This window comes from Ruegeria sp. AL3 (assembly GCF_056536065.1).
This window is the reverse complement of sequence record NZ_JBQFJG010000001.1, coordinates 1,677,422-1,693,563: the sequence shown is the minus strand read 5'-3', so window position 1 is coordinate 1,693,563 and position 16,142 is coordinate 1,677,422. Positions and strand designations below refer to the sequence as shown.

The 16,142-nt window shown below is 59.3% G+C and carries 22 protein-coding genes; 10 read left to right on the top strand and 12 right to left on the bottom strand.

The annotated features are described in order from the left end of the window. Nucleotides 1-44: 44 nt before the first annotated feature. Nucleotides 45-1,238: an aminotransferase-like domain-containing protein gene (locus tag ACR3E6_RS08610; RefSeq protein ID WP_480486717.1), complete on the bottom strand. Its 1,194-nt coding sequence runs from the start codon at nucleotides 1,236-1,238 to the stop codon at nucleotides 45-47. A 150-nt stretch (nucleotides 1,239-1,388) separates the two neighbouring features. Between ACR3E6_RS08610 and ACR3E6_RS08605 the strand changes: the two genes are divergently transcribed. Further along, a complete protein-coding gene (locus ACR3E6_RS08605; protein WP_152457051.1) occupies nucleotides 1,389-2,159 on the top strand; it encodes a FadR/GntR family transcriptional regulator in 771 nt (256 codons plus the stop codon). Between the two features lie 42 nt (nucleotides 2,160-2,201). Here the strand turns inward: ACR3E6_RS08605 and ACR3E6_RS08600 are convergent, their stop codons facing one another. From ACR3E6_RS08600 to ACR3E6_RS08575, 6 genes are all read right to left on the bottom strand, one after another. Next, nucleotides 2,202-3,089, bottom strand: coding sequence for a hypothetical protein (locus tag ACR3E6_RS08600; protein WP_480486715.1), 888 nt, complete (start codon nucleotides 3,087-3,089; stop codon nucleotides 2,202-2,204). 146 nt (nucleotides 3,090-3,235) lie between these two features. After that, on the bottom strand, nucleotides 3,236-3,796 hold the full coding sequence (locus ACR3E6_RS08595) for a F0F1 ATP synthase subunit B (RefSeq protein WP_152457049.1): 561 nt from the start codon (nucleotides 3,794-3,796) through the stop codon (nucleotides 3,236-3,238). Between the two features lie 5 nt (nucleotides 3,797-3,801). After that, nucleotides 3,802-4,353, bottom strand: a complete 552-nt coding sequence (locus ACR3E6_RS08590; RefSeq protein ID WP_171120301.1) for a F0F1 ATP synthase subunit B' — start codon at nucleotides 4,351-4,353, stop codon at nucleotides 3,802-3,804. Between the two features lie 86 nt (nucleotides 4,354-4,439). After that, nucleotides 4,440-4,664, bottom strand: coding sequence for a F0F1 ATP synthase subunit C (locus ACR3E6_RS08585; RefSeq protein ID WP_005981269.1), 225 nt, complete (start codon nucleotides 4,662-4,664; stop codon nucleotides 4,440-4,442). A gap of 48 nt (nucleotides 4,665-4,712) precedes the next feature. Further along, nucleotides 4,713-5,471 carry a F0F1 ATP synthase subunit A gene (locus ACR3E6_RS08580; RefSeq protein WP_171637610.1) on the bottom strand — a complete coding sequence of 253 codons (759 nt, stop codon included), beginning with the start codon at nucleotides 5,469-5,471 and terminating at the stop codon, nucleotides 4,713-4,715. Nucleotides 5,472-5,473: 2 nt separating this feature from the next. Further along, entirely contained in the window at nucleotides 5,474-5,806 is a 333-nt protein-coding gene (locus ACR3E6_RS08575; RefSeq protein ID WP_171637611.1) for an AtpZ/AtpI family protein, read from the bottom strand. Nucleotides 5,807-6,037: 231 nt separating this feature from the next. Here ACR3E6_RS08575 and ACR3E6_RS08570 point away from each other — a divergent pair, with 231 nt between their 5' ends. Next, complete coding sequence (locus ACR3E6_RS08570; RefSeq protein ID WP_170344797.1) at nucleotides 6,038-6,373, top strand: ArsR/SmtB family transcription factor; 336 nt, start codon at nucleotides 6,038-6,040, stop codon at nucleotides 6,371-6,373. Here ACR3E6_RS08570 and ACR3E6_RS08565 read toward each other — a convergent pair. From ACR3E6_RS08565 to ACR3E6_RS08555, 3 genes are all read right to left on the bottom strand, one after another. Next, nucleotides 6,370-6,783: a universal stress protein gene (locus tag ACR3E6_RS08565; RefSeq protein ID WP_209835278.1), complete on the bottom strand. Its 414-nt coding sequence runs from the start codon at nucleotides 6,781-6,783 to the stop codon at nucleotides 6,370-6,372. The two genes, ACR3E6_RS08570 and ACR3E6_RS08565, sit on opposite strands and share 4 nt — an antisense overlap. Before the next feature lie 126 nt (nucleotides 6,784-6,909). Then, nucleotides 6,910-7,824, bottom strand: a complete 915-nt coding sequence (locus ACR3E6_RS08560; protein ID WP_209835277.1) for a DMT family transporter — start codon at nucleotides 7,822-7,824, stop codon at nucleotides 6,910-6,912. Continuing rightward, nucleotides 7,821-8,699 (bottom strand): LysR family transcriptional regulator, encoded by an 879-nt coding sequence (locus ACR3E6_RS08555; protein ID WP_152457042.1) that lies wholly within the window; start codon nucleotides 8,697-8,699, stop codon nucleotides 7,821-7,823. The genes ACR3E6_RS08560 and ACR3E6_RS08555 overlap by 4 nt, the downstream gene beginning before the upstream one ends. Nucleotides 8,700-8,819: 120 nt before the next feature. Here ACR3E6_RS08555 and ACR3E6_RS08550 point away from each other — a divergent pair, with 120 nt between their 5' ends. After that, nucleotides 8,820-9,401 carry an FMN-dependent NADH-azoreductase gene (locus ACR3E6_RS08550; protein WP_480486710.1) on the top strand — a complete coding sequence of 194 codons (582 nt, stop codon included), beginning with the start codon at nucleotides 8,820-8,822 and terminating at the stop codon, nucleotides 9,399-9,401. Nucleotides 9,402-9,471: 70 nt separating this feature from the next. Then, the gene (locus tag ACR3E6_RS08545) at nucleotides 9,472-10,209 is read left to right on the top strand and encodes an aspartate/glutamate racemase family protein (RefSeq protein ID WP_480486708.1); all 738 of its coding nucleotides are present in this window, start codon (nucleotides 9,472-9,474) and stop codon (nucleotides 10,207-10,209) included. Here ACR3E6_RS08545 and ACR3E6_RS08540 read toward each other — a convergent pair whose 3' ends face one another. Continuing rightward, nucleotides 10,210-10,740, bottom strand: coding sequence for a prolyl-tRNA synthetase associated domain-containing protein (locus ACR3E6_RS08540; protein WP_171637620.1), 531 nt, complete (start codon nucleotides 10,738-10,740; stop codon nucleotides 10,210-10,212). It abuts the gene before it with no gap. Nucleotides 10,741-11,019: 279 nt separating this feature from the next. Between ACR3E6_RS08540 and ACR3E6_RS08535 the strand changes: the two genes are divergently transcribed. Next, a complete protein-coding gene (locus ACR3E6_RS08535; protein ID WP_171637622.1) occupies nucleotides 11,020-11,544 on the top strand; it encodes a hypothetical protein in 525 nt (174 codons plus the stop codon). On the opposite strand, the gene ACR3E6_RS08530 is transcribed toward ACR3E6_RS08535, so the two are convergent. Continuing rightward, on the bottom strand, nucleotides 11,541-12,428 hold the full coding sequence (locus ACR3E6_RS08530; protein WP_480486705.1) for a sulfotransferase domain-containing protein: 888 nt from the start codon (nucleotides 12,426-12,428) through the stop codon (nucleotides 11,541-11,543). The two genes, ACR3E6_RS08535 and ACR3E6_RS08530, sit on opposite strands and share 4 nt — an antisense overlap. 251 nt (nucleotides 12,429-12,679) lie before the next feature. Between ACR3E6_RS08530 and ffh the strand changes: the two genes are divergently transcribed. From ffh to ACR3E6_RS08505, 5 genes are read left to right on the top strand one after another with little or no spacing between them, the layout of a single operon-like run. Next, a complete protein-coding gene (gene ffh, locus ACR3E6_RS08525; RefSeq protein ID WP_171120316.1) occupies nucleotides 12,680-14,176 on the top strand; it encodes a signal recognition particle protein in 1,497 nt (498 codons plus the stop codon). Between the two features lie 41 nt (nucleotides 14,177-14,217). Further along, nucleotides 14,218-14,730: a GNAT family N-acetyltransferase gene (locus ACR3E6_RS08520; RefSeq protein WP_171724829.1), complete on the top strand. Its 513-nt coding sequence runs from the start codon at nucleotides 14,218-14,220 to the stop codon at nucleotides 14,728-14,730. Then, nucleotides 14,727-15,278, top strand: coding sequence for a GNAT family N-acetyltransferase (locus ACR3E6_RS08515; RefSeq protein ID WP_209835274.1), 552 nt, complete (start codon nucleotides 14,727-14,729; stop codon nucleotides 15,276-15,278). The genes ACR3E6_RS08520 and ACR3E6_RS08515 overlap by 4 nt, the downstream gene beginning before the upstream one ends. Then, nucleotides 15,275-15,814, top strand: coding sequence for a GNAT family N-acetyltransferase (locus tag ACR3E6_RS08510; RefSeq protein ID WP_480486703.1), 540 nt, complete (start codon nucleotides 15,275-15,277; stop codon nucleotides 15,812-15,814). Before ACR3E6_RS08515 ends, ACR3E6_RS08510 begins: the two co-directional genes overlap by 4 nt. Beyond that, nucleotides 15,811-16,107: a chorismate mutase gene (locus tag ACR3E6_RS08505; protein WP_170344783.1), complete on the top strand. Its 297-nt coding sequence runs from the start codon at nucleotides 15,811-15,813 to the stop codon at nucleotides 16,105-16,107. Before ACR3E6_RS08510 ends, ACR3E6_RS08505 begins: the two co-directional genes overlap by 4 nt. Nucleotides 16,108-16,142: the final 35 nt, after the last annotated feature.

Here is a 16,142-nt window from a genome sequence, read left to right as displayed (position 1 = left end):
GCCGCAGAGTTGCAGCATTTTGGTTAACAGAACCTTTCCGAACATCAGGCCCGCAGCACCTCTCCCAGCCGGCGAATACCTTCGCGGATTGTCGCCTCGTCAGAATTCGAAAAACTGAGACGGATCGTGTTTGCCCCGCTGCCATCCGGGAAGAACGCCTGCCCCGGAACAAATGCTACTTTGACGGTGTCCAGCGCACGCGCCAGCAGGTCAGAGCCAACCATCCCCTCGGGCAACGTGACCCAGATGAACATCCCCCCTTCGGGACGTGTCCAATCCACCCCGTCAGGCATATGCTGTTCCATCGCGTTCAGCATCACATCACGACGGGCGCGATAGACGTTTCGTACTTTCGGAATATGGGTGTCGAAACAGGCCTGCGCCACGTGATGCACGGCCATCTGGTTGATGGTCGCGGAATGAAGGTCCGCTGCCTGTTTCAGCAGCACCATCTGGGAAATGACTGGCTTGGCCGCAACCACCCACCCCATGCGCAAACCCGGCGACAGCGTTTTCGAGAAACTGCCGCAATAGATCGTCCGACAGTCCTCGATTGACCCTTTGCGGGCCTGCTCCAATGACAGTATGGGGGGGATCGGGTCCCCGTCATAGCGCAGAGCCTGATAGGCTCCGTCCTCTATCAACGCGCAATCCAGTTCCTCGGCCAGATCCAGCAACGCCTCTCTGCCCTGCAAGTCCACGGTTTCTCCTGTCGGGTTCGCAAAATCCGCCGACAGATAGGCAAATTTCACTGCGCCTTCGCCCGCTGCGGCCTTGTATTCCTTGGCCCCCTGATTGCCATTGAGCCGATCAAAGCGCGGCTCGTAGGCGTTGAATGCCGCCAGCGCACCCAGATAAGTGGGCCACCCGACCAGGGCCGTGTCGCCGGGGGACAGGAACAGCTTGCCCAGATAGTCCAGCGCCTGCTGCGACCCCGAGGTGATCAGGATGTTGTCGATGTCACAGGACACCCCGATTTCGCGCATGTGATGCGCCAGCCACTGCCGCAATGGGACATAGCCTTCGCTGACCGAATATTGCAGCGCCTGCGCTTGAAAATCCGGCCCCAGAGCCTGCTGAAACGCCTGTGCAAACGCATCGGCGGGAAACAATGCGGGATCAGGAATCCCACCGGCAAAGGAAATGATGCCGGGTTGGTCGAGCAGCTTCAGCAATTCGCGGATCTCTGACGCTTTCATTCGCGAGGCCCGGGTGGCAAACAAAGGGTGTTGGGACATGAGGCTCCTCCGATCTCAATTCGGTGCAGCCTAAGCTCTCCCCCATTAAAGTCAACATTGCTGACCTAATTAATCAGCAGATGCGACCGGGGATTCTTGAACAGTACCGGCGTCCATGGTCAAATGAGTTGACCACTTTCGGAAGATGAGATGCCATTTCACAAAGTTCAGACGGAAAAGCTGTCGCTCGCAGTTGTTCGCCAGATCGAGCTTTTGATCCTGCGAGGCATCCTGCGCCCCGGCGAGCGCCTGCCATCCGAGCGGGAGTTGGCAGAGCGCATGGGCGTTTCGCGCCCGTCCCTGCGAGATGCAATTTCTGACCTTCAGGAACAGGGGCTTTTGACTGCGAAAGCCGGATCCGGGATCTATGTGGCCGAGGTTCTGGGCTCTGCCTTTTCACCGGCACTGATCCGTCTGTTCGGCAGCCATGAAGAAGCTGTATTCGATTACCTGTCCTTTCGCCGTGACATGGAAGGGCTGGCGGCGGAACGAGCCGCGCGCCTGGGATCAGACAGCGACCTGAAGGTCGTTCAGGCGATCTTTGACAAGATGCAGGCGGCCCACAACCGAAACGCTGCGAATGACGAGGCGCAGCTGGACGCCGAATTCCACATGGCCATCATCGAAGCCAGCCACAATGTGGTGATGCTGCACATGATGCGGTCGATGTATGACCTTCTGGTGCAGGGGGTGTTCTACAACCGTCAGACCATGTTCCGTCAGCGCGCCACCCGCGAGGCTATCCTGGACCAGCACCGCGCCATCAATGCGGCGCTGCAAGAGCGTGATCCCCTGGCCGCCCGAAATGCAATCGAACGCCATTTGGATTTTGTGGAACGCTGTATGGCGGACCAGCAAAAGGCCGATCGAAACGAAGCTATTGCGCAACAAAGGCTGCAACACGAAACCGGGCGGGGCTGAGCGCGGCCCCGATTTTGCAGACTAGGCAGGGCAAGGCCGGGACTAGGCAGCGCCCGACGCGGCTGGCAGCAGATGTCGGGGGAACGGCGCGCCGCTGCCTTCTCCCAAACGGTCCTCAGCGGCCAGTGTCGTCAGCGCCGGGTCGATGAACAGCCTTGCGCCGCGATCTCTCAGATGTTTGTGCAGCATTACATGTTCGCACACCTGTTGGCCTTTTTCGTCCCGGCAAGAATAGCGCAACCCTCGCAGCGCGCGGGATTTGTACAACCCGGCACCGCCGAATGCGCTGTCGACCGGGATTAGGGGCGTATCGGCAGGAATGTGGAACTGGCGGTCAAAAACAGCGGACTTCATGACAGACCGGCGCCATTTGCGACGCCCGAACAGCGGCCTGCGCGTGCTTTGAATGCGTTGCCATACGTCCTCATCACACCAACCCGAACAACGCAGGGCGTGGATATCATCATATGCTGGTTTGGGGTTGGCGAAAACGCCCTCCCACAACGGGGCGACCCGCTGTGCTGCTGTCAGAACCGCCTGAGCATCCAGGCAGGTATTCGGCCCATCCAGATCCAACACCAGCGTCAACTCCAGATCCCTGTCCTGATCCTCGAGTTTTTTGAGAACTGCATTTCTGGTCGCCGTGATACGCTCGACCCGGTTTGGCAATTCTGACGCAAGACCATCCAGTCGCAGGATATCGACATGCCTGTTTTGCCCCGCATAGTCGGACAACACCTGATCCGTACCGTCCGTGTTGTCGTTCGTGGCAATGGTGACGGTGAACCGGTGCAACTGCGCAGACAGGTTTTCGATCCTGTTGATCGTGTCGATCAGCGCCGACCCGCCATTTCGGACGACGCCGACAATATTCATCGAAACTGCGTTGCCTGACACCGCATGTCTTTCCCTGTTGTTTTCACGCCCCATCAGGGCGCTCCTATCAACCTGATCCCCGGCAGGTCGTAGGATTCGGAGTGTTCCAAACAACAGAAACAGAAGCACGGCAAAAACAAAAGACCCGACAGCCAAAAGCTCTCGGGTCGTCTGTATCACGTGTCTGTCGGGGTCACCCGTCAGTGCAGCTTGGCATCCACATCTGCAATCGATGCATCGATCAGCTTGTTGGCCTGCGCTGCGGTCATTTGCTTTGCCAGAACCGAGCTGGCCGCCGAAACCGCAACCGAAACGGCCTGATCACGCACTTCCTTCAGTGCAGACGCTTCGGCCGAAGCGATCTGGTCCTGAGCTGCGGCCAGACGACGTTCGATCGACTTTTCCAAGTCAGCTTTCGCCTGTTCTGCTGCCAAGGCCGCGTCTTCCTTCGCTGCCGCGACAATCGCATCGGCCTGCCCCTGAACTTCACGCTGCTTGCGCTCGTACGAGGCCAGCAAACTGCGGGCTTCTTCATGCAGAGCACGGGCTTCGTCCAGTTCGGATTTGATGCCTTCGGCACGTTTGTCCAGCGCACCGCCGATCATACCGGGTACCTTGAAATAGAACAGGACCGCGATGAAGACGATGAAGCCCAGAAGGACGACAAAGTCGGTATTGCCAAGCGAGAAGAACGGGCCGCTTGCAGCCAGCGCGGGGCTGGCGGCACCAACGGTCAGGATAAGGGCAAGAGTGTTCCGCATGTCACTTATCCTTTCGTCTGTGCGTCTACTGCACTGTTGATGGCTTTGGCATCTGCCTCGCCGCCCAGTGCGGTGACCAGTTCAGCCGCCGTATCCTTGGCAACCACTTGAATGCTTTCCAGCGCACCGGCACGGATTTCGGCGATTGCCTTTTCCGATTCAGCCGCCTTGGCAGCGATTTCCGCATCCGCCTTGGCAATCGCATCATCCAGACCTGCCTGGATTTCCGCACGTGCTTCGGCAGCGATACGCTGCGCTTCGGCACGGGCATCGGCCAGCGCCTTGTTATAGGCCTCTTCGGCCTCGACCGCCTTGGCCTTCAGATCTTCGGCCGCAGCCAGGTCATTTGTAATGGTCCCCTGACGTTCAGCCAGGATTGCCGCGATGCGGGGCAGAGCCACGCGGGACAGGACCAGAAAGATGACGACCAGCGTAATGACCAGCCAGAAAATCTGGTTGGGGAACCAATCGAAGCAGAGCTGTGGCATCCCGATGGCAGAGCCATAGGAGTCGACGCACGAGCCAGCTACCTCTTTTGTAAGGGGTTCAGTCGCCATGATATCCTCCGTCGGAAACGTGTCTTTACAACAGGTGGGCCGCTATGGCTTGGACCCACCTGCGCGTAAGGATCAGGTTCCGCAGATTATACGGCGAACATCAGCAGCAGCGAGACCAGGAATGCGAAGATCCCCAGGGCTTCTGCGAACGCGATACCGATGAAGAGGGTTGCGGTCTGCGAAGCAGCCGCCGAAGGGTTGCGCAGGGCGCCGGCCAGGAAGTTGCCTGCAACGTTGCCCACCCCGATTGCGGCTGCGCCGGAACCGATTGCTGCCAGGCCTGCGCCGATGTGTGCGAGATCGCCTTCCATGATGTGTCTCCTTACGAATTGGAAGTTTCGATGTTGGGGTATCGGACCTTAGTGCGAAGGATGCAGCGCATCTTTCAGATAAACACAGGTCAGAATGGTGAATACGTAGGCCTGAATGAAGGCCACCAGGACCTCAAGACCATACATTGCAGTGATCGCCAGAACCGACACGGGCGAGATCACGGCAATCGCGGCGAAGCCTGCGAAAACCTTGATAACCGCGTGACCTGCCATGACGTTACCGGCAAGACGGATGGAGTGGCTGACAGGGCGTACGAAGTACGAGATCAGCTCGATGAGCGCCAGGATCGGGCGCAGCGCCAGAGGCGCGCTGGAGACCCAAAACAGGCCCAGGAATGCGGCGCCGTTCTTCACGAAACCCAGCACGGTCACGGTCAGGAACACAGCCAGCGCCAGCGGGATGGTCACGGCGAAATGCGACGTGGTGGTGAACGAGGTCGGGATCAGCCCCAAGAAGTTTGCGCAGACGATGAACATGAACAAAGTCATGACATAGGGGAAGTATTTCACGCCTTCCTTGCCGCAGATGTCTTCCAGCATCTTGTAGATGAAGCCATAGGCCAGCTCGGCCACCGACTGCATACGGGTCGGAACGATGGCGCGTTTCGAAGTGGGCAGCACCAGCAGAGCGATTATGGCCAGCACCGCAAAGAACAACCACAGGGTCACGTTGGTGACCGTGAACATGCCTACTGCACCGTCGCCGAACAGCGGCTTGACGATGAACTGATCCATCGGGTGGAATACCAGGCTGCTGCCTTCTGCTGCGGTGGTCTCGGTTGCCACGTTCAGTCCCTCTCGTCCTTCTCGGCAGCCGTTGCCGCCGTTTGTTTCTCTTGAGCCTCTTTCGCGCTGCGGAGCATAACCTTCACGCCCGCGACAAGGCCCAGCAATGTAAACAGCACCAGAAAGATCGGGATCGTCCCGAGCAGGCTGTCCAGCCCGTATCCGATGCCAAATCCGATCCCCAGACCGGATACCATTTCGATGACCATCCGCCAGGCAAGCTCGCCCCCGGACACGTCAGCATCCGCACGAGGCTTTGGCGCTTTGGCCTTTTTAGCCGCTTCGATCTTGGCCTCAAGCTGCGCCATACGCTGCTTTTGGTCATCATCGGTCACGGGCGTTTCCCTCGTACAATCTTGGGCATGGTGCTAAGGCGCGAAGCGCCCAGAGTCAACGACCTTGAATGCCCTCATTGACGCAGCCTAAAGCATTGAAAATTTTATGATTTTCAGAACCCACACGGCGTGTCATTGGTTTCGAGGGCCACCATTGCGCCGCCAAGGCCCTGAATCCACATATTCAACCAAATGGTTGACCAATCCCGGCAGCTATGGTTGAGCGGACGCATGTCCAACGATCTCGACACCGTCTTTGCAGCCCTCGCCGACCCCACCCGCCGCGCCATTCTGGCGATGCTGCTGGAGGATGACATGGCGGTGACGGATGTGGCCGAACCGTTCGAGATGTCGCTGGCGGCGATTTCCAAACACCTGGTCATACTGACCAAGGCCGGTCTGATCAGTCAGGAAAAACGCGGGCGGGTAAAATGGTGCAAGCTGGAACCCGACGCCTTGCGCGCCGCTTCGGTCTGGATGCAGGGGTTCGGACAATTCGAGCCCGTCAATCTGGACGCGTTCGAACGGTTTCTGGAAGCTGAACTGCCAAAGTCGGGCGAGGCCTAGCGCACCACAAAAACAGACATGCTGGCGTGTTTCGCCAGATAACCGGCGTGGCTGGAAAAAATATAGTCGGTGATCCGGGGCGCGTGGGTGCCGACAATGACCAGATCTGCGCCGATCTCCTCGGCCGCGCGGGTCAGATCGCTGTCCACCTCTGCGGCAACGTCGACCGAGTGGATTTTGCGCATGGAAACGTCTGATCCACTTTCTGCGGCCAACTGTTCGGTGAACTCCGCCAAGTCCTTGTCGATCTCGGCCTCGGTTTCCGAGGATTCACCCATATGAGCCCCGGTAACGCTGACCAGAGTGATTTTGGCGCCCTGCCATTTTGCAACCTGCGCGGCAACATCGGCTGCTTTGCGAACTTCGGGCGGTAGATGCCGGTCAACCGGCAACATGATATGTTTGAACATGATCTCCTCCATTTGCCTGCCAAAGAGGTTATGGAAGAGCCCGCAGGGGCGCCTTGATCTGGCTCAACAAATTCCACCTCTGGAATGCATCTAGGATCTGTCGGGTTTTTCCAGCGAAGACATGGCTTATTCCACGGCGCGGCGAACAGGCACCGAGGGCGGGACTTCCTCTTTCAACAACATCAGCAGGGCGATGATTGTCAGCGCCACACCACCCAGGATCAAACCGGTTGGCACGCCTTTGCCCAGCGCAATCTCCCACAGAATGACCCAGCTGGGAACCAGGTAGGTATAGGCCATGACCTTGGCCGACGGCAGCCGCAAAGAAGAAAACTGCACCAGCACGAAGCTGGCTGCCGTTGCAAATAACGAAATATAGAACAGACCGATCCAGACAATAGCCGGAAGCCCGGCCCAATCGGTTGCCATCAGGTCCGACCAGCCGAAGACGACCAACAACAGACACCCGGCGACCAGCGTACCGAAGGTGAATACCACGGCGGGCTCTCCTCGGTTCAGCTTGCGTATCATGGGCGTATAGATCGCATGGGCGACGCAGCCCCAGAAATAGATGATTTCGCCGCCACCGATTTCAAAGGCGCGGAACATGTGCCAATCGGCCCGGAAAATCACCCAAAGCGCCCCCACGGCGCCAATGGTCAGGGCCAGCGCCATGCGCGGAGTCGTGATCTGGCGCAACAAGACCCAACCGGCCATGGCAGAGACAACTGGTGTCAGGGTGAACACCGCCGCTGCACTGACAGGTGGGGCGGTTCGCAACCCATAGAACATCAGGACGAAATAGGTGGCGAACAAAGCCCCGAGCACCAGATAGCGCCAAGGGGCCTGCGCGGCGCTGCGCGGCAGGCCGGTTGTCGCCAAGGCGGCCAAACCAATCACGGCAGCGGCAATCGCAAAGCGAACCGCATTCAGGGCGGCTGGCGCGATTTCGTTGGCGATCATGGACCCCAGCGAAAAGCTGCCTGCCACAAGGGCTGAAAAGGCAAGCATGGCCAGATGGCCACGCATCTGCGGGCTCATGGCTGCCAGCCTTTGGCTTCTTCTTTCAGAAAGCTCAGAAAGGCCTGTACCTTGGTGGTGCGGTGCAAATCCACGTGGGTCACCAGCCACAGATTGCCGAACCATTCCGGCAGCGGATCAATCACCTCGACCAGATTGTCGTGGCGGGCAGCCTCCCAACGAGCCATGAAGCCGATGCCGGCACCGGCCAGAACGGCCTCGCGCATGCAGAAGTTGTTGGTACAGCGGAAGGTGATGCGATCGGCGGGTACCGTCGCGCGCAGCCAGCGTGTGAACGGCGCGCGGCTGGTCTCATCATCGGAACTGACGAAGTGATGGCGTGCAAAATCTTCGATTCCGGATGGCTTGCCGAACCGTTCGATGTACGAGGCGCTGGCATAAAGACCAACTTCCTCTTGTCGGAAAGGCTGGACGACATTGTCGGGTTGATCAGGGGCCGATCCGGCGCGGATCGCCACATGCGCCTCACCGTATTCCAACCGGAACAGCCGGTCGCCCGTCAGGTATCGCACGATCAGGTCCGGATGCATCTTTTGAAACGCGGTGAGCGTCGGCACCACCAACGGGGCAAGAGACCCCAGGGATGTCACGACCAATTCACCCGAGACATCGTCTCCGCGTCCCTTCATCCGGCCGACAAGCTGGTTGAACTGATCTTCGGTCGCCTGGGCCACACGCAACAGATCGTCGCCTGCTTCGGTCGGCGTATACCCACGGGCATGGCGCTGGAACAGTTTGACACCCAATCGCGCCTCGATCGCATCAATGTGACGGATCACGGTGGCGTGGTGAACACCCAGAACCTCTGCCGCGCCGCTGACCGTCCCCATGCGTGCCACCTGATAGGCGGTTCTCACTTCATCCCAATTATCCATGGCAATGTCGTCACTGTGCAATTTCCAACAATAACTGTTGATGTATCCGAGTTTTGTTCATCAACGCAACAATCATATTGGGCGCAGGACAAGATTCCCCTGACCAAAAGGACCAAAACAATGACCAAAACGATCCTTCACATCGACTCATCCGCCCGCCGCGTGAACTCGACCACGCGCGATCTGTCTGACCGTGTGGTCAAGCAACTGGGCGCAGACCGTATCATCCGCCGCGATCTGGCCACCCCCCTGCCCCTGCTGACAGAAGACTGGATCGCCGCCAATTTCACCCCCGCCGAGCAGCGCGACGATCTACAGCGCGACCGGCTGGCCCTGTCGGACGAACTCGTTTCCGAACTGAAAGAGGCCGACACCATCGTCATCGGCCTGCCGATCTACAACTTTTCGGTGCCTGCCGCATTCAAGGCCTGGGTCGACCTCGTGGCGCGCGCGGGCCTGACCTTTTCCTACACGGAAAACGGCCCCAAAGGCCTGCTGGAAGGGAAACGTGCCATTCTGGCCATCGCATCGGGCGGTGTTCCCGTCGGATCCGAAACTGATTTCGCCACCAATTACGCGCGCCACGTTCTGGGTTTCATCGGCATTCATGACATCGACGTCATCGCCGCGGATCAGATGGCCGTGAACCCGGATGCGGCGCTGGAAAATGCCCACAAGGCGGTTGCGGAGCTTGCAGCCTGATCGCCTCTGGCCAACGAGCGTGGAAACGTCCAGTCTGCATGCGAGCAAACAGGCAGACTGGATGGGCCACATGAAGAAAATCGGCATTCTGGGCGGTGTGGGCTGGGCCTCGACCGTCGATTATTACCGGGCGATTGCCGAAGGGGCCGGGCGTTATCACGCGGAACGCGGCCATCGTTCGCCTTTGCCAATCCCACCGATGACCATCGAATCCGTTACGCAGGCCAGAACGCGCGCCCTGCGCGGTGTCGCCGGTGATGAGGCAAGCTGGGCGGATTTTGACGCGGTGTTCCGCGACGCCCTGCTGACTCTCGAACGCGCCGGGTGCGATTTTGGCATTATCGCGTCCAACACCCCCCATGCGCGGCTTCACGCGATACGGCAGGGTGTCTCGATGCCGATCCTCAACATCTTTGACGCAACCGCCGAGGCGACGGCAGGTACCGGCGCATCACGGGTTCTGGTCCTGGGAACAACCGTGACGATGCAGGCCACCAACTATGCGGATCGACTGGCCGCCGAAGGCATTACCGCGAATGAACGGTTGCCCGAACCCGAGATTTCCCAGATGCAGGCCATGATCGACAGTGATTTCTATGGTGGTGCAACCGACACGGCCCGCGCTCGTCTGCTGGCGTTTTGCGACAAGCACGCCAGCCCCGGAACCGCGATCCTGCTGGCCTGTACCGAGCTTCCACTGGCTTTTCCGAACCACCTGGACGATCCGGTGTTCGAAGCTGACGGGCATCTGTTCGTCAACCCGTCAGCCGCGCATGTTGCCGCCGCATTGAAAGAGGCGCTGATGTAATCAGGGCAACCACGTGACCGCGCAGCCGATGCGCTCGAAAAAGGCCATCATGTCGGCCCGCGTCAGGGCCACGGTGCGGTCGTTGACAAGGGGGTGCATGTAAATCACCTCGGCCTGCTGTGCCGCCGCATCCATGAAGAACCTGACATCATTCTGAACACCGTTGATCATCGCCAGCGGACTGACCGCGCCGGGGCGTATGCCGAGATTCTGAAACAGCCGGTCCGCCGAGCCGAAGGACAGGTTGCCTATGCCCAACTCGGCCCCCAAAGCCTTGAGATCAATCTCGCGACTTTGTTCCAAGGTCACCAGATAGTTGCGCTTTTTCTTGTCGCGCAGGTACAGGTTCTTGACCCTCAGCGCGTTCTCTCCCGGTGTCATGAACTGGTCTTCGACCGCCTTTGCATCCTCGACCGTACGCAATGGCACATGGGTATGCAGGCGATAGGTCAGCCCCCAATCTTCCATCTGCGCCAGCAATGCGTCCGAACTCAGCGGCAACGTGTCCTGATAGGTGGATGAAGCGTCCATGAAGCCCTCGCTTTTTTGGGATTGCTCATCGCGCAACAAAGCTTGGAATTCAAGCGCGGGACATACAATTGCCCGGTTGATGCCCGCCCGAATGAAGGTCGCGCGCATCACTGGCGCAGTCAGTGTCTGGCGTGCCGAACCTGGCCTTGACCCCGCCAACCACACTGCCCGAGATCAAGGACGGTGCTGTCCTTGCCCCGCGCGTTTCAGCCTGATTTCACGCAAGACGGTGATGAAACAAACTGGAACAGGGTGTTGGAACGGTGCTAGCGTACCGCCATGAAAGTGACCCGAGACACCCCGAACCAACTGATCATCGCCAATACGCCCTGGTTCATCGGTATCACGCTGGTCATTTTCATTCTGGCCTTTGTCGGCCCCGGTATTTTTCTGATGAGCACGGGCGGCGAAGGCATCTGGTTCGGCCTGATCTTCGCCCTTGGCGGAGGAGGTCTTGGGTTTGGTGCGTTTTGCGTTTTCGTAAGACGGGTTCAGATCATTCTGGATCGGAACAAGGACAGTATCCTGATCCGCCGCCAATCGGTTTTTGGTTACGAAGCGGTTGAACACAAACTGTCCAACCTGTCCCACGCAGAAATCGAAAGCACGACATCCCGAAGCAAAAACGGCACCTCGACGCTGTATCGCCCGGTCCTTGTTCTTGAGAAAGGCATGAGCGCGGGCCGCCATCCCATTGTCGAAGCGTTTTCCAGCGGCTCCGGCTCTCGCCGGTTGGCCGAGGCGGTGAATGACTGGCTTCCATCTAAGCCCGGCCAAGACCGTCGCGCAGTCGGGACGAACTAAGAGGTCAGGCCGCGTTCCAGCCACAATCGTTCTTCGGCTGAGACCAGCCGGGACATGCAGGAGTCATATCGCGCCATGTCCTGCTCGGTCAGCTTGCCTTCCCACTTGTTGCTTGTGCCCGAAGAGAAGAACTGCGCAAAGTCGTGAAAACCGCTGGTGAATCCGGGGGTTTGCTCCAGACGTATGGCATTGTTTTTCATCGATCCGAAACTGCCGGCCCCGGCTATGTCCTTGACCAGATCCGGGTTAATTTCGATGTCCATGATCCGTGCAAGCCGCGCGACCTGTCCCGGAAGATCCCGGCTGAGCTCGGCATAGTGCAGAAAATGGATGTTTGGCAGGTCGCGATACATCCAAAAGGAATGGAAGTGATGAATGATCGATCTGAGGGTCAGGTCATCTGTGCCCTTGGACGACGCGGGCCGGTTCAAAAACATGTCGAAAGCTTCCGACAGATCGTCGGGGAACAAGTAATCAAGCCAGTCATGCTTCATATTCTCGACATGGCGGCGCATTGAAAAATGAACGTCAACCGGGTGGCGGTGAACAACCAGATATTGCGCTTTTGGCGAGAACAAGATGCCATCAAGCGGGGTGTGTGTCTTGATACAGCGCCGATGGCTTTGCGCGCTCAGTTCATCCGCCTGCGCCACCCGATCGCGAAAACTGCAATCAAGCCACGGTGAGACCCTGTTGTCGTACACACTGGGGTCGGCCGTTTCGGTGATGAGCATGCGCACTAGTGTTTGCGTCCAAGTGGTGCCGCATTTGGGCGGTGTGCACACAAAAACGTCGCTGGGCCGGATCTCGAATCCGGACCATATATCGGTGTTGGTCACTTCGCCGACATAGTCGGTCGTCTTTCGCGGCAGACCATTCTTCATCGCCTCCTCCCTCAGCTTCAATCACGCAGAATAGCCCGCAATGTGACACTCACATAGCTTATCTTGACTCACACGGCCCAGAGGCGTAGATGATCGCCAAACATCCGGAAGCCTTTCGATCTTCCGGTCCCTTGAGTCGTTCAGGGATCGCCCCCCACCAGCGAGTTTCGCCCGTGGGGGCGTTTGTGCATTGACCCGTCTGCCCTTATCTAAGGGGCGCCAAATCAGAACCGGCTAAGGAGGCCGCAGGCATGTTTGAAAATCTATCCGAACGCCTCTCTGGCGTCTTCGACCGGTTGACCAAACAGGGCGCCCTGTCCGAGGAAGACGTCAAAACCGCCCTGCGTGAGGTCCGCGTTGCCCTACTTGAGGCCGACGTCTCGCTGCCGGTTGCAAGGGAATTCGTCAAGAAAGTTCAAAGCCAGGCCACCGGTCAGGCAGTCACCAAGTCGATCACCCCCGGTCAGCAGGTCGTCAAGATCGTGCATGACGCTTTGGTTGACACCCTGCGTGGCGAGGAAGACCCCGGCGCGCTGAAGATCGACAACCCGCCCGCACCGATCCTGATGGTCGGCTTGCAGGGTTCGGGTAAAACGACGACCACCGGCAAGCTGGCGAAACGTCTGAAAGAGAAAGAGGGCAAAAAGGTCCTGATGGCCTCGCTGGACGTCTACCGCCCGGCGGCGATGGATCAGCTGGCGGTTCTGGGCACCCAGATCGGAGTGGACACCCTGCCGATCGTTCCCGGCCAGAAACCTGTCGATATTGCCAAGCGCGCCAAACAGCAGGCGACGCTGGGTGGCTACGACGTGTACATGCTCGACACAGCGGGTCGTCTGCACATCGACGAAGTCCTGATGGATGAGGTCGAACAGGTCCGCAACGCCGTTGACCCGCGCGAGACGCTGCTGGTGGTTGACGGCCTGACCGGGCAGGTCGCCGTCGAGGTCGCTGAAGAGTTCGACGCCAAGGTCGGCATCTCGGGCGTGGTTCTGACGCGGATGGACGGCGACGGGCGCGGTGGTGCGGCGCTGTCGATGCGCGCAGTCACCGGCAAGCCGATCCGCTTTGTCGGTCTGGGCGAGAAGATGGACGCGCTCGAAACCTTCGAGCCGGACCGGATCGCCGGTCGGATTCTGGGCATGGGTGACATCGTTGCCCTGGTCGAAAAGGCCCAGGAAACGATGGAGATGGAACAGACCGAGCGCATGATGAAGCGCATGGTCAAGGGTCAGTTCAACATGAACGACCTGAAAATGCAGCTGGAACAGATGATCCAGATGGGCGGCATGCAGGGCATGATGGGCATGATGCCGGGCATGGGCAAGATGGCCAAGCAGATGGATCAGGCCGGTCTGGACGACAGGATTCTGCGCCAGCAAATCGCCATGATCCAGTCGATGACCAAGCGCGAACGCGCCAACCCGCAGATCCTTCAGGCCAGCCGCAAGAAACGCATCGCGGCGGGGTCCGGGATGGAGGTCAGCGACCTCAACAAGCTGCTCAAGATGCACCGGCAGATGTCGGACATGATGAAGAAGATGGGCAAGATGGGCAAAGGCAAGATGCTGAAACAGGCCATGAAAGGCATGTTCGGCAAAGGCGGCCCCAGCCCCGAGGAGATGGCCGCAGGCATGGACCCCAAGGCGCTGGAACAGGCGGCCAAGGCCATGGGTGGCAAAATGCCCGGTCTGGGCGGCGGCATGGGTCTGCCTCCGGGCCTGAGCGGGTTCGGAAAGAAAAAGTGACCCCCGCACGCTGTACCCAGCCCCCGTCCGGAAAGGCGGCGATGGCAGCAGCGCAATATCGCGCAGCCCTGCCGGTCATTCAGACCCGGCGGCTGGTACTGCGCGTGCCCACACTGGACGACCTGCCGGTGTGGACGTCGATCTGCAAAGGCAGCTTTGGTGACACCGCGCAAGCCGCGTGGACCGAGTTTTCCTATTATACCGCGGGCTGGCTTCTGCATGGTCACGGCCTGTTCACGGTCACGCTCAAAGGAAATGATCAGGCCATTGGCTTCGTCGTTCTGGGTTTGGAATGGGACGATCACGAACCGGAACTTGGCTATATGTTCGGCGCTGAACACCGGATGCAGGGCTATGCCACCGAAGCTTGCGCCGCCGTGCGTGATTTCGGATTTGACCTGCTGGGATCGGGGCAGTTCGTAAGCTATGTTTCGCAATCCAACGCCCGTTCGAACGCGCTTGCCCAACGACTGGGCGCAGCGCGTGATGCCGATGCAGAAAGCGCCTTTGGGCCAACCCAGCATGTCTGGCGCTACCGCGAGGTGCAGGCATGACATTCGCGTTGCCGATCCCGACGCTGGAAACCGAACGCCTGATCCTGCGCGCGCCGTCCGAGGCCGATGTCGATGCGGACACTGCCTTCTTTGCAAGCGATGCGGCCAAGTTCGTCGGCGGCCCTCTGCGCAGGGATGAGGTTTGGCGGGTGGTCGCCTCGCTGCTGGGGCACTGGGCTTTGCGCGGCTATGGGTATTGGAGCGTCGATGAAAAAGACACCGGCACCTATGTCGGGCGGATCGGGCTTTGGTTTCCCGAAGGCTGGCCGGAACCCGAAGTTGGCTGGACCCTGTTGAACCACGCTACCGGCAAGGGCTATGCGACCGAGGCCGCGCTGACCGCACGCGCCTACGCCTATGATGTATTGGGCTGGGAAACCGCGATCTCACTGATCGACCTGGACAATCACGCCAGCAAGGCCGTGGCCAAGCGTCTGGGCGCGCAGTTCGAGTATCACTATGACCACCCCAAGTACGGAAAATCCGAAATCTGGCGGCACCCGGCGCCCTCGGATCTGGTGAATGGCGGAATGGAGGCATACGCATGACCTCTTTCACCATTCCCACCATTGAAACCGAACGCCTGATCCTGCGCGCGCCGCATCTGGATGACCTGCCCGCAATGACCGCATTCTTCGCGACCGAGCGCAGCCATATGGTGGGCGGCCCGAAGGATTCGTTCGAATGCTGGAACTCTCTGTCGAACCGGCTGGGTCATTGGGCGTTGCGGGGTTATGGCCTGTGGCACCTGACCGAAAAGGCCGGCGGCACATTCGTCGGCTGGGCCGGAATGATCTACGTACCGGGCTGGGCCGAACCGGAACTGGGTTGGACCCTGATGGAAGAAGCCGAAGGCAAGGGGCTGGCCTTTGAAGCTGCATCGGCTGCGCGTGATCATGCCGCCCGGCATCAGGGCCTGAACGGTGTGATCTCTTACATCGCCCATGCAAATGATCGTTCGCGCGCTTTGGCTGAACGGCTTGGTGCAACGCTGGAACTTGAGAATGCCGAACTTCTGGGCAAGCTCGCTCAGATCTGGCGCCATCCGCAGATTGACTTGACCACCGAAAGGACCGGCCAATGACCAACCCCGTGACACAGGCTGCCACGCTGTTGAAAGAGCATCGCGAAAGCATCGACAGGCTGGATGCGATCCTCGTCTACACGCTCGGCGAGCGGTTCAAGCACACGCAGGCCGTTGGCAAGCTCAAGGCCGAACACGACCTTCCCCCGTCCGATCCCTCGCGCGAAGCTGCGCAGATCGCACGGTTAGAAGACCTGGCGAATGAGGCCGATCTGGACCCCGATTTCGCCAAGGCTTTCCTGAATTTCATCATTCAGGAAGTCATCCGACACCACCGGAAGCATCAAGAGTGAACCTCCGGTTCAACAAACACCAGAACTAACCGGCA

Excerpts from the sequence above, each read along its gene's own strand:
- ffh (WP_171120316.1), top strand. The coding sequence starts at position 12,680 with ATGTTTGAAAATCTATCCGAACGCCTCTCTGGCGTCTTCGACCGGTTG.
- ACR3E6_RS08530 (WP_480486705.1), bottom strand. The coding sequence starts at position 12,428 with ATGAAGAATGGTCTGCCGCGAAAGACGACCGACTATGTCGGCGAAGTG.
- ACR3E6_RS08605 (WP_152457051.1), top strand. The coding sequence starts at position 1,389 with ATGCCATTTCACAAAGTTCAGACGGAAAAGCTGTCGCTCGCAGTTGTT.
- ACR3E6_RS08560 (WP_209835277.1), bottom strand. The coding sequence starts at position 7,824 with ATGAGCCCGCAGATGCGTGGCCATCTGGCCATGCTTGCCTTTTCAGCC.
- ACR3E6_RS08505 (WP_170344783.1), top strand. The coding sequence starts at position 15,811 with ATGACCAACCCCGTGACACAGGCTGCCACGCTGTTGAAAGAGCATCGC.
- ACR3E6_RS08510 (WP_480486703.1), top strand. The coding sequence starts at position 15,275 with ATGACCTCTTTCACCATTCCCACCATTGAAACCGAACGCCTGATCCTG.
- ACR3E6_RS08595 (WP_152457049.1), bottom strand. The coding sequence starts at position 3,796 with ATGCGGAACACTCTTGCCCTTATCCTGACCGTTGGTGCCGCCAGCCCC.
- ACR3E6_RS08600 (WP_480486715.1), bottom strand. The coding sequence starts at position 3,089 with ATGGGGCGTGAAAACAACAGGGAAAGACATGCGGTGTCAGGCAACGCA.
- ACR3E6_RS08610 (WP_480486717.1), bottom strand. The coding sequence starts at position 1,238 with ATGTCCCAACACCCTTTGTTTGCCACCCGGGCCTCGCGAATGAAAGCG.
- ACR3E6_RS08555 (WP_152457042.1), bottom strand. The coding sequence starts at position 8,699 with ATGGATAATTGGGATGAAGTGAGAACCGCCTATCAGGTGGCACGCATG.
- ACR3E6_RS08570 (WP_170344797.1), top strand. The coding sequence starts at position 6,038 with ATGTCCAACGATCTCGACACCGTCTTTGCAGCCCTCGCCGACCCCACC.
- ACR3E6_RS08585 (WP_005981269.1), bottom strand. The coding sequence starts at position 4,664 with ATGGAAGGCGATCTCGCACACATCGGCGCAGGCCTGGCAGCAATCGGT.
- ACR3E6_RS08545 (WP_480486708.1), top strand. The coding sequence starts at position 9,472 with ATGAAGAAAATCGGCATTCTGGGCGGTGTGGGCTGGGCCTCGACCGTC.
- ACR3E6_RS08535 (WP_171637622.1), top strand. The coding sequence starts at position 11,020 with ATGAAAGTGACCCGAGACACCCCGAACCAACTGATCATCGCCAATACG.
- ACR3E6_RS08540 (WP_171637620.1), bottom strand. The coding sequence starts at position 10,740 with ATGGACGCTTCATCCACCTATCAGGACACGTTGCCGCTGAGTTCGGAC.
- ACR3E6_RS08520 (WP_171724829.1), top strand. The coding sequence starts at position 14,218 with ATGGCAGCAGCGCAATATCGCGCAGCCCTGCCGGTCATTCAGACCCGG.
- ACR3E6_RS08515 (WP_209835274.1), top strand. The coding sequence starts at position 14,727 with ATGACATTCGCGTTGCCGATCCCGACGCTGGAAACCGAACGCCTGATC.
- ACR3E6_RS08590 (WP_171120301.1), bottom strand. The coding sequence starts at position 4,353 with ATGGCGACTGAACCCCTTACAAAAGAGGTAGCTGGCTCGTGCGTCGAC.
- ACR3E6_RS08550 (WP_480486710.1), top strand. The coding sequence starts at position 8,820 with ATGACCAAAACGATCCTTCACATCGACTCATCCGCCCGCCGCGTGAAC.
- ACR3E6_RS08565 (WP_209835278.1), bottom strand. The coding sequence starts at position 6,783 with ATGTTCAAACATATCATGTTGCCGGTTGACCGGCATCTACCGCCCGAA.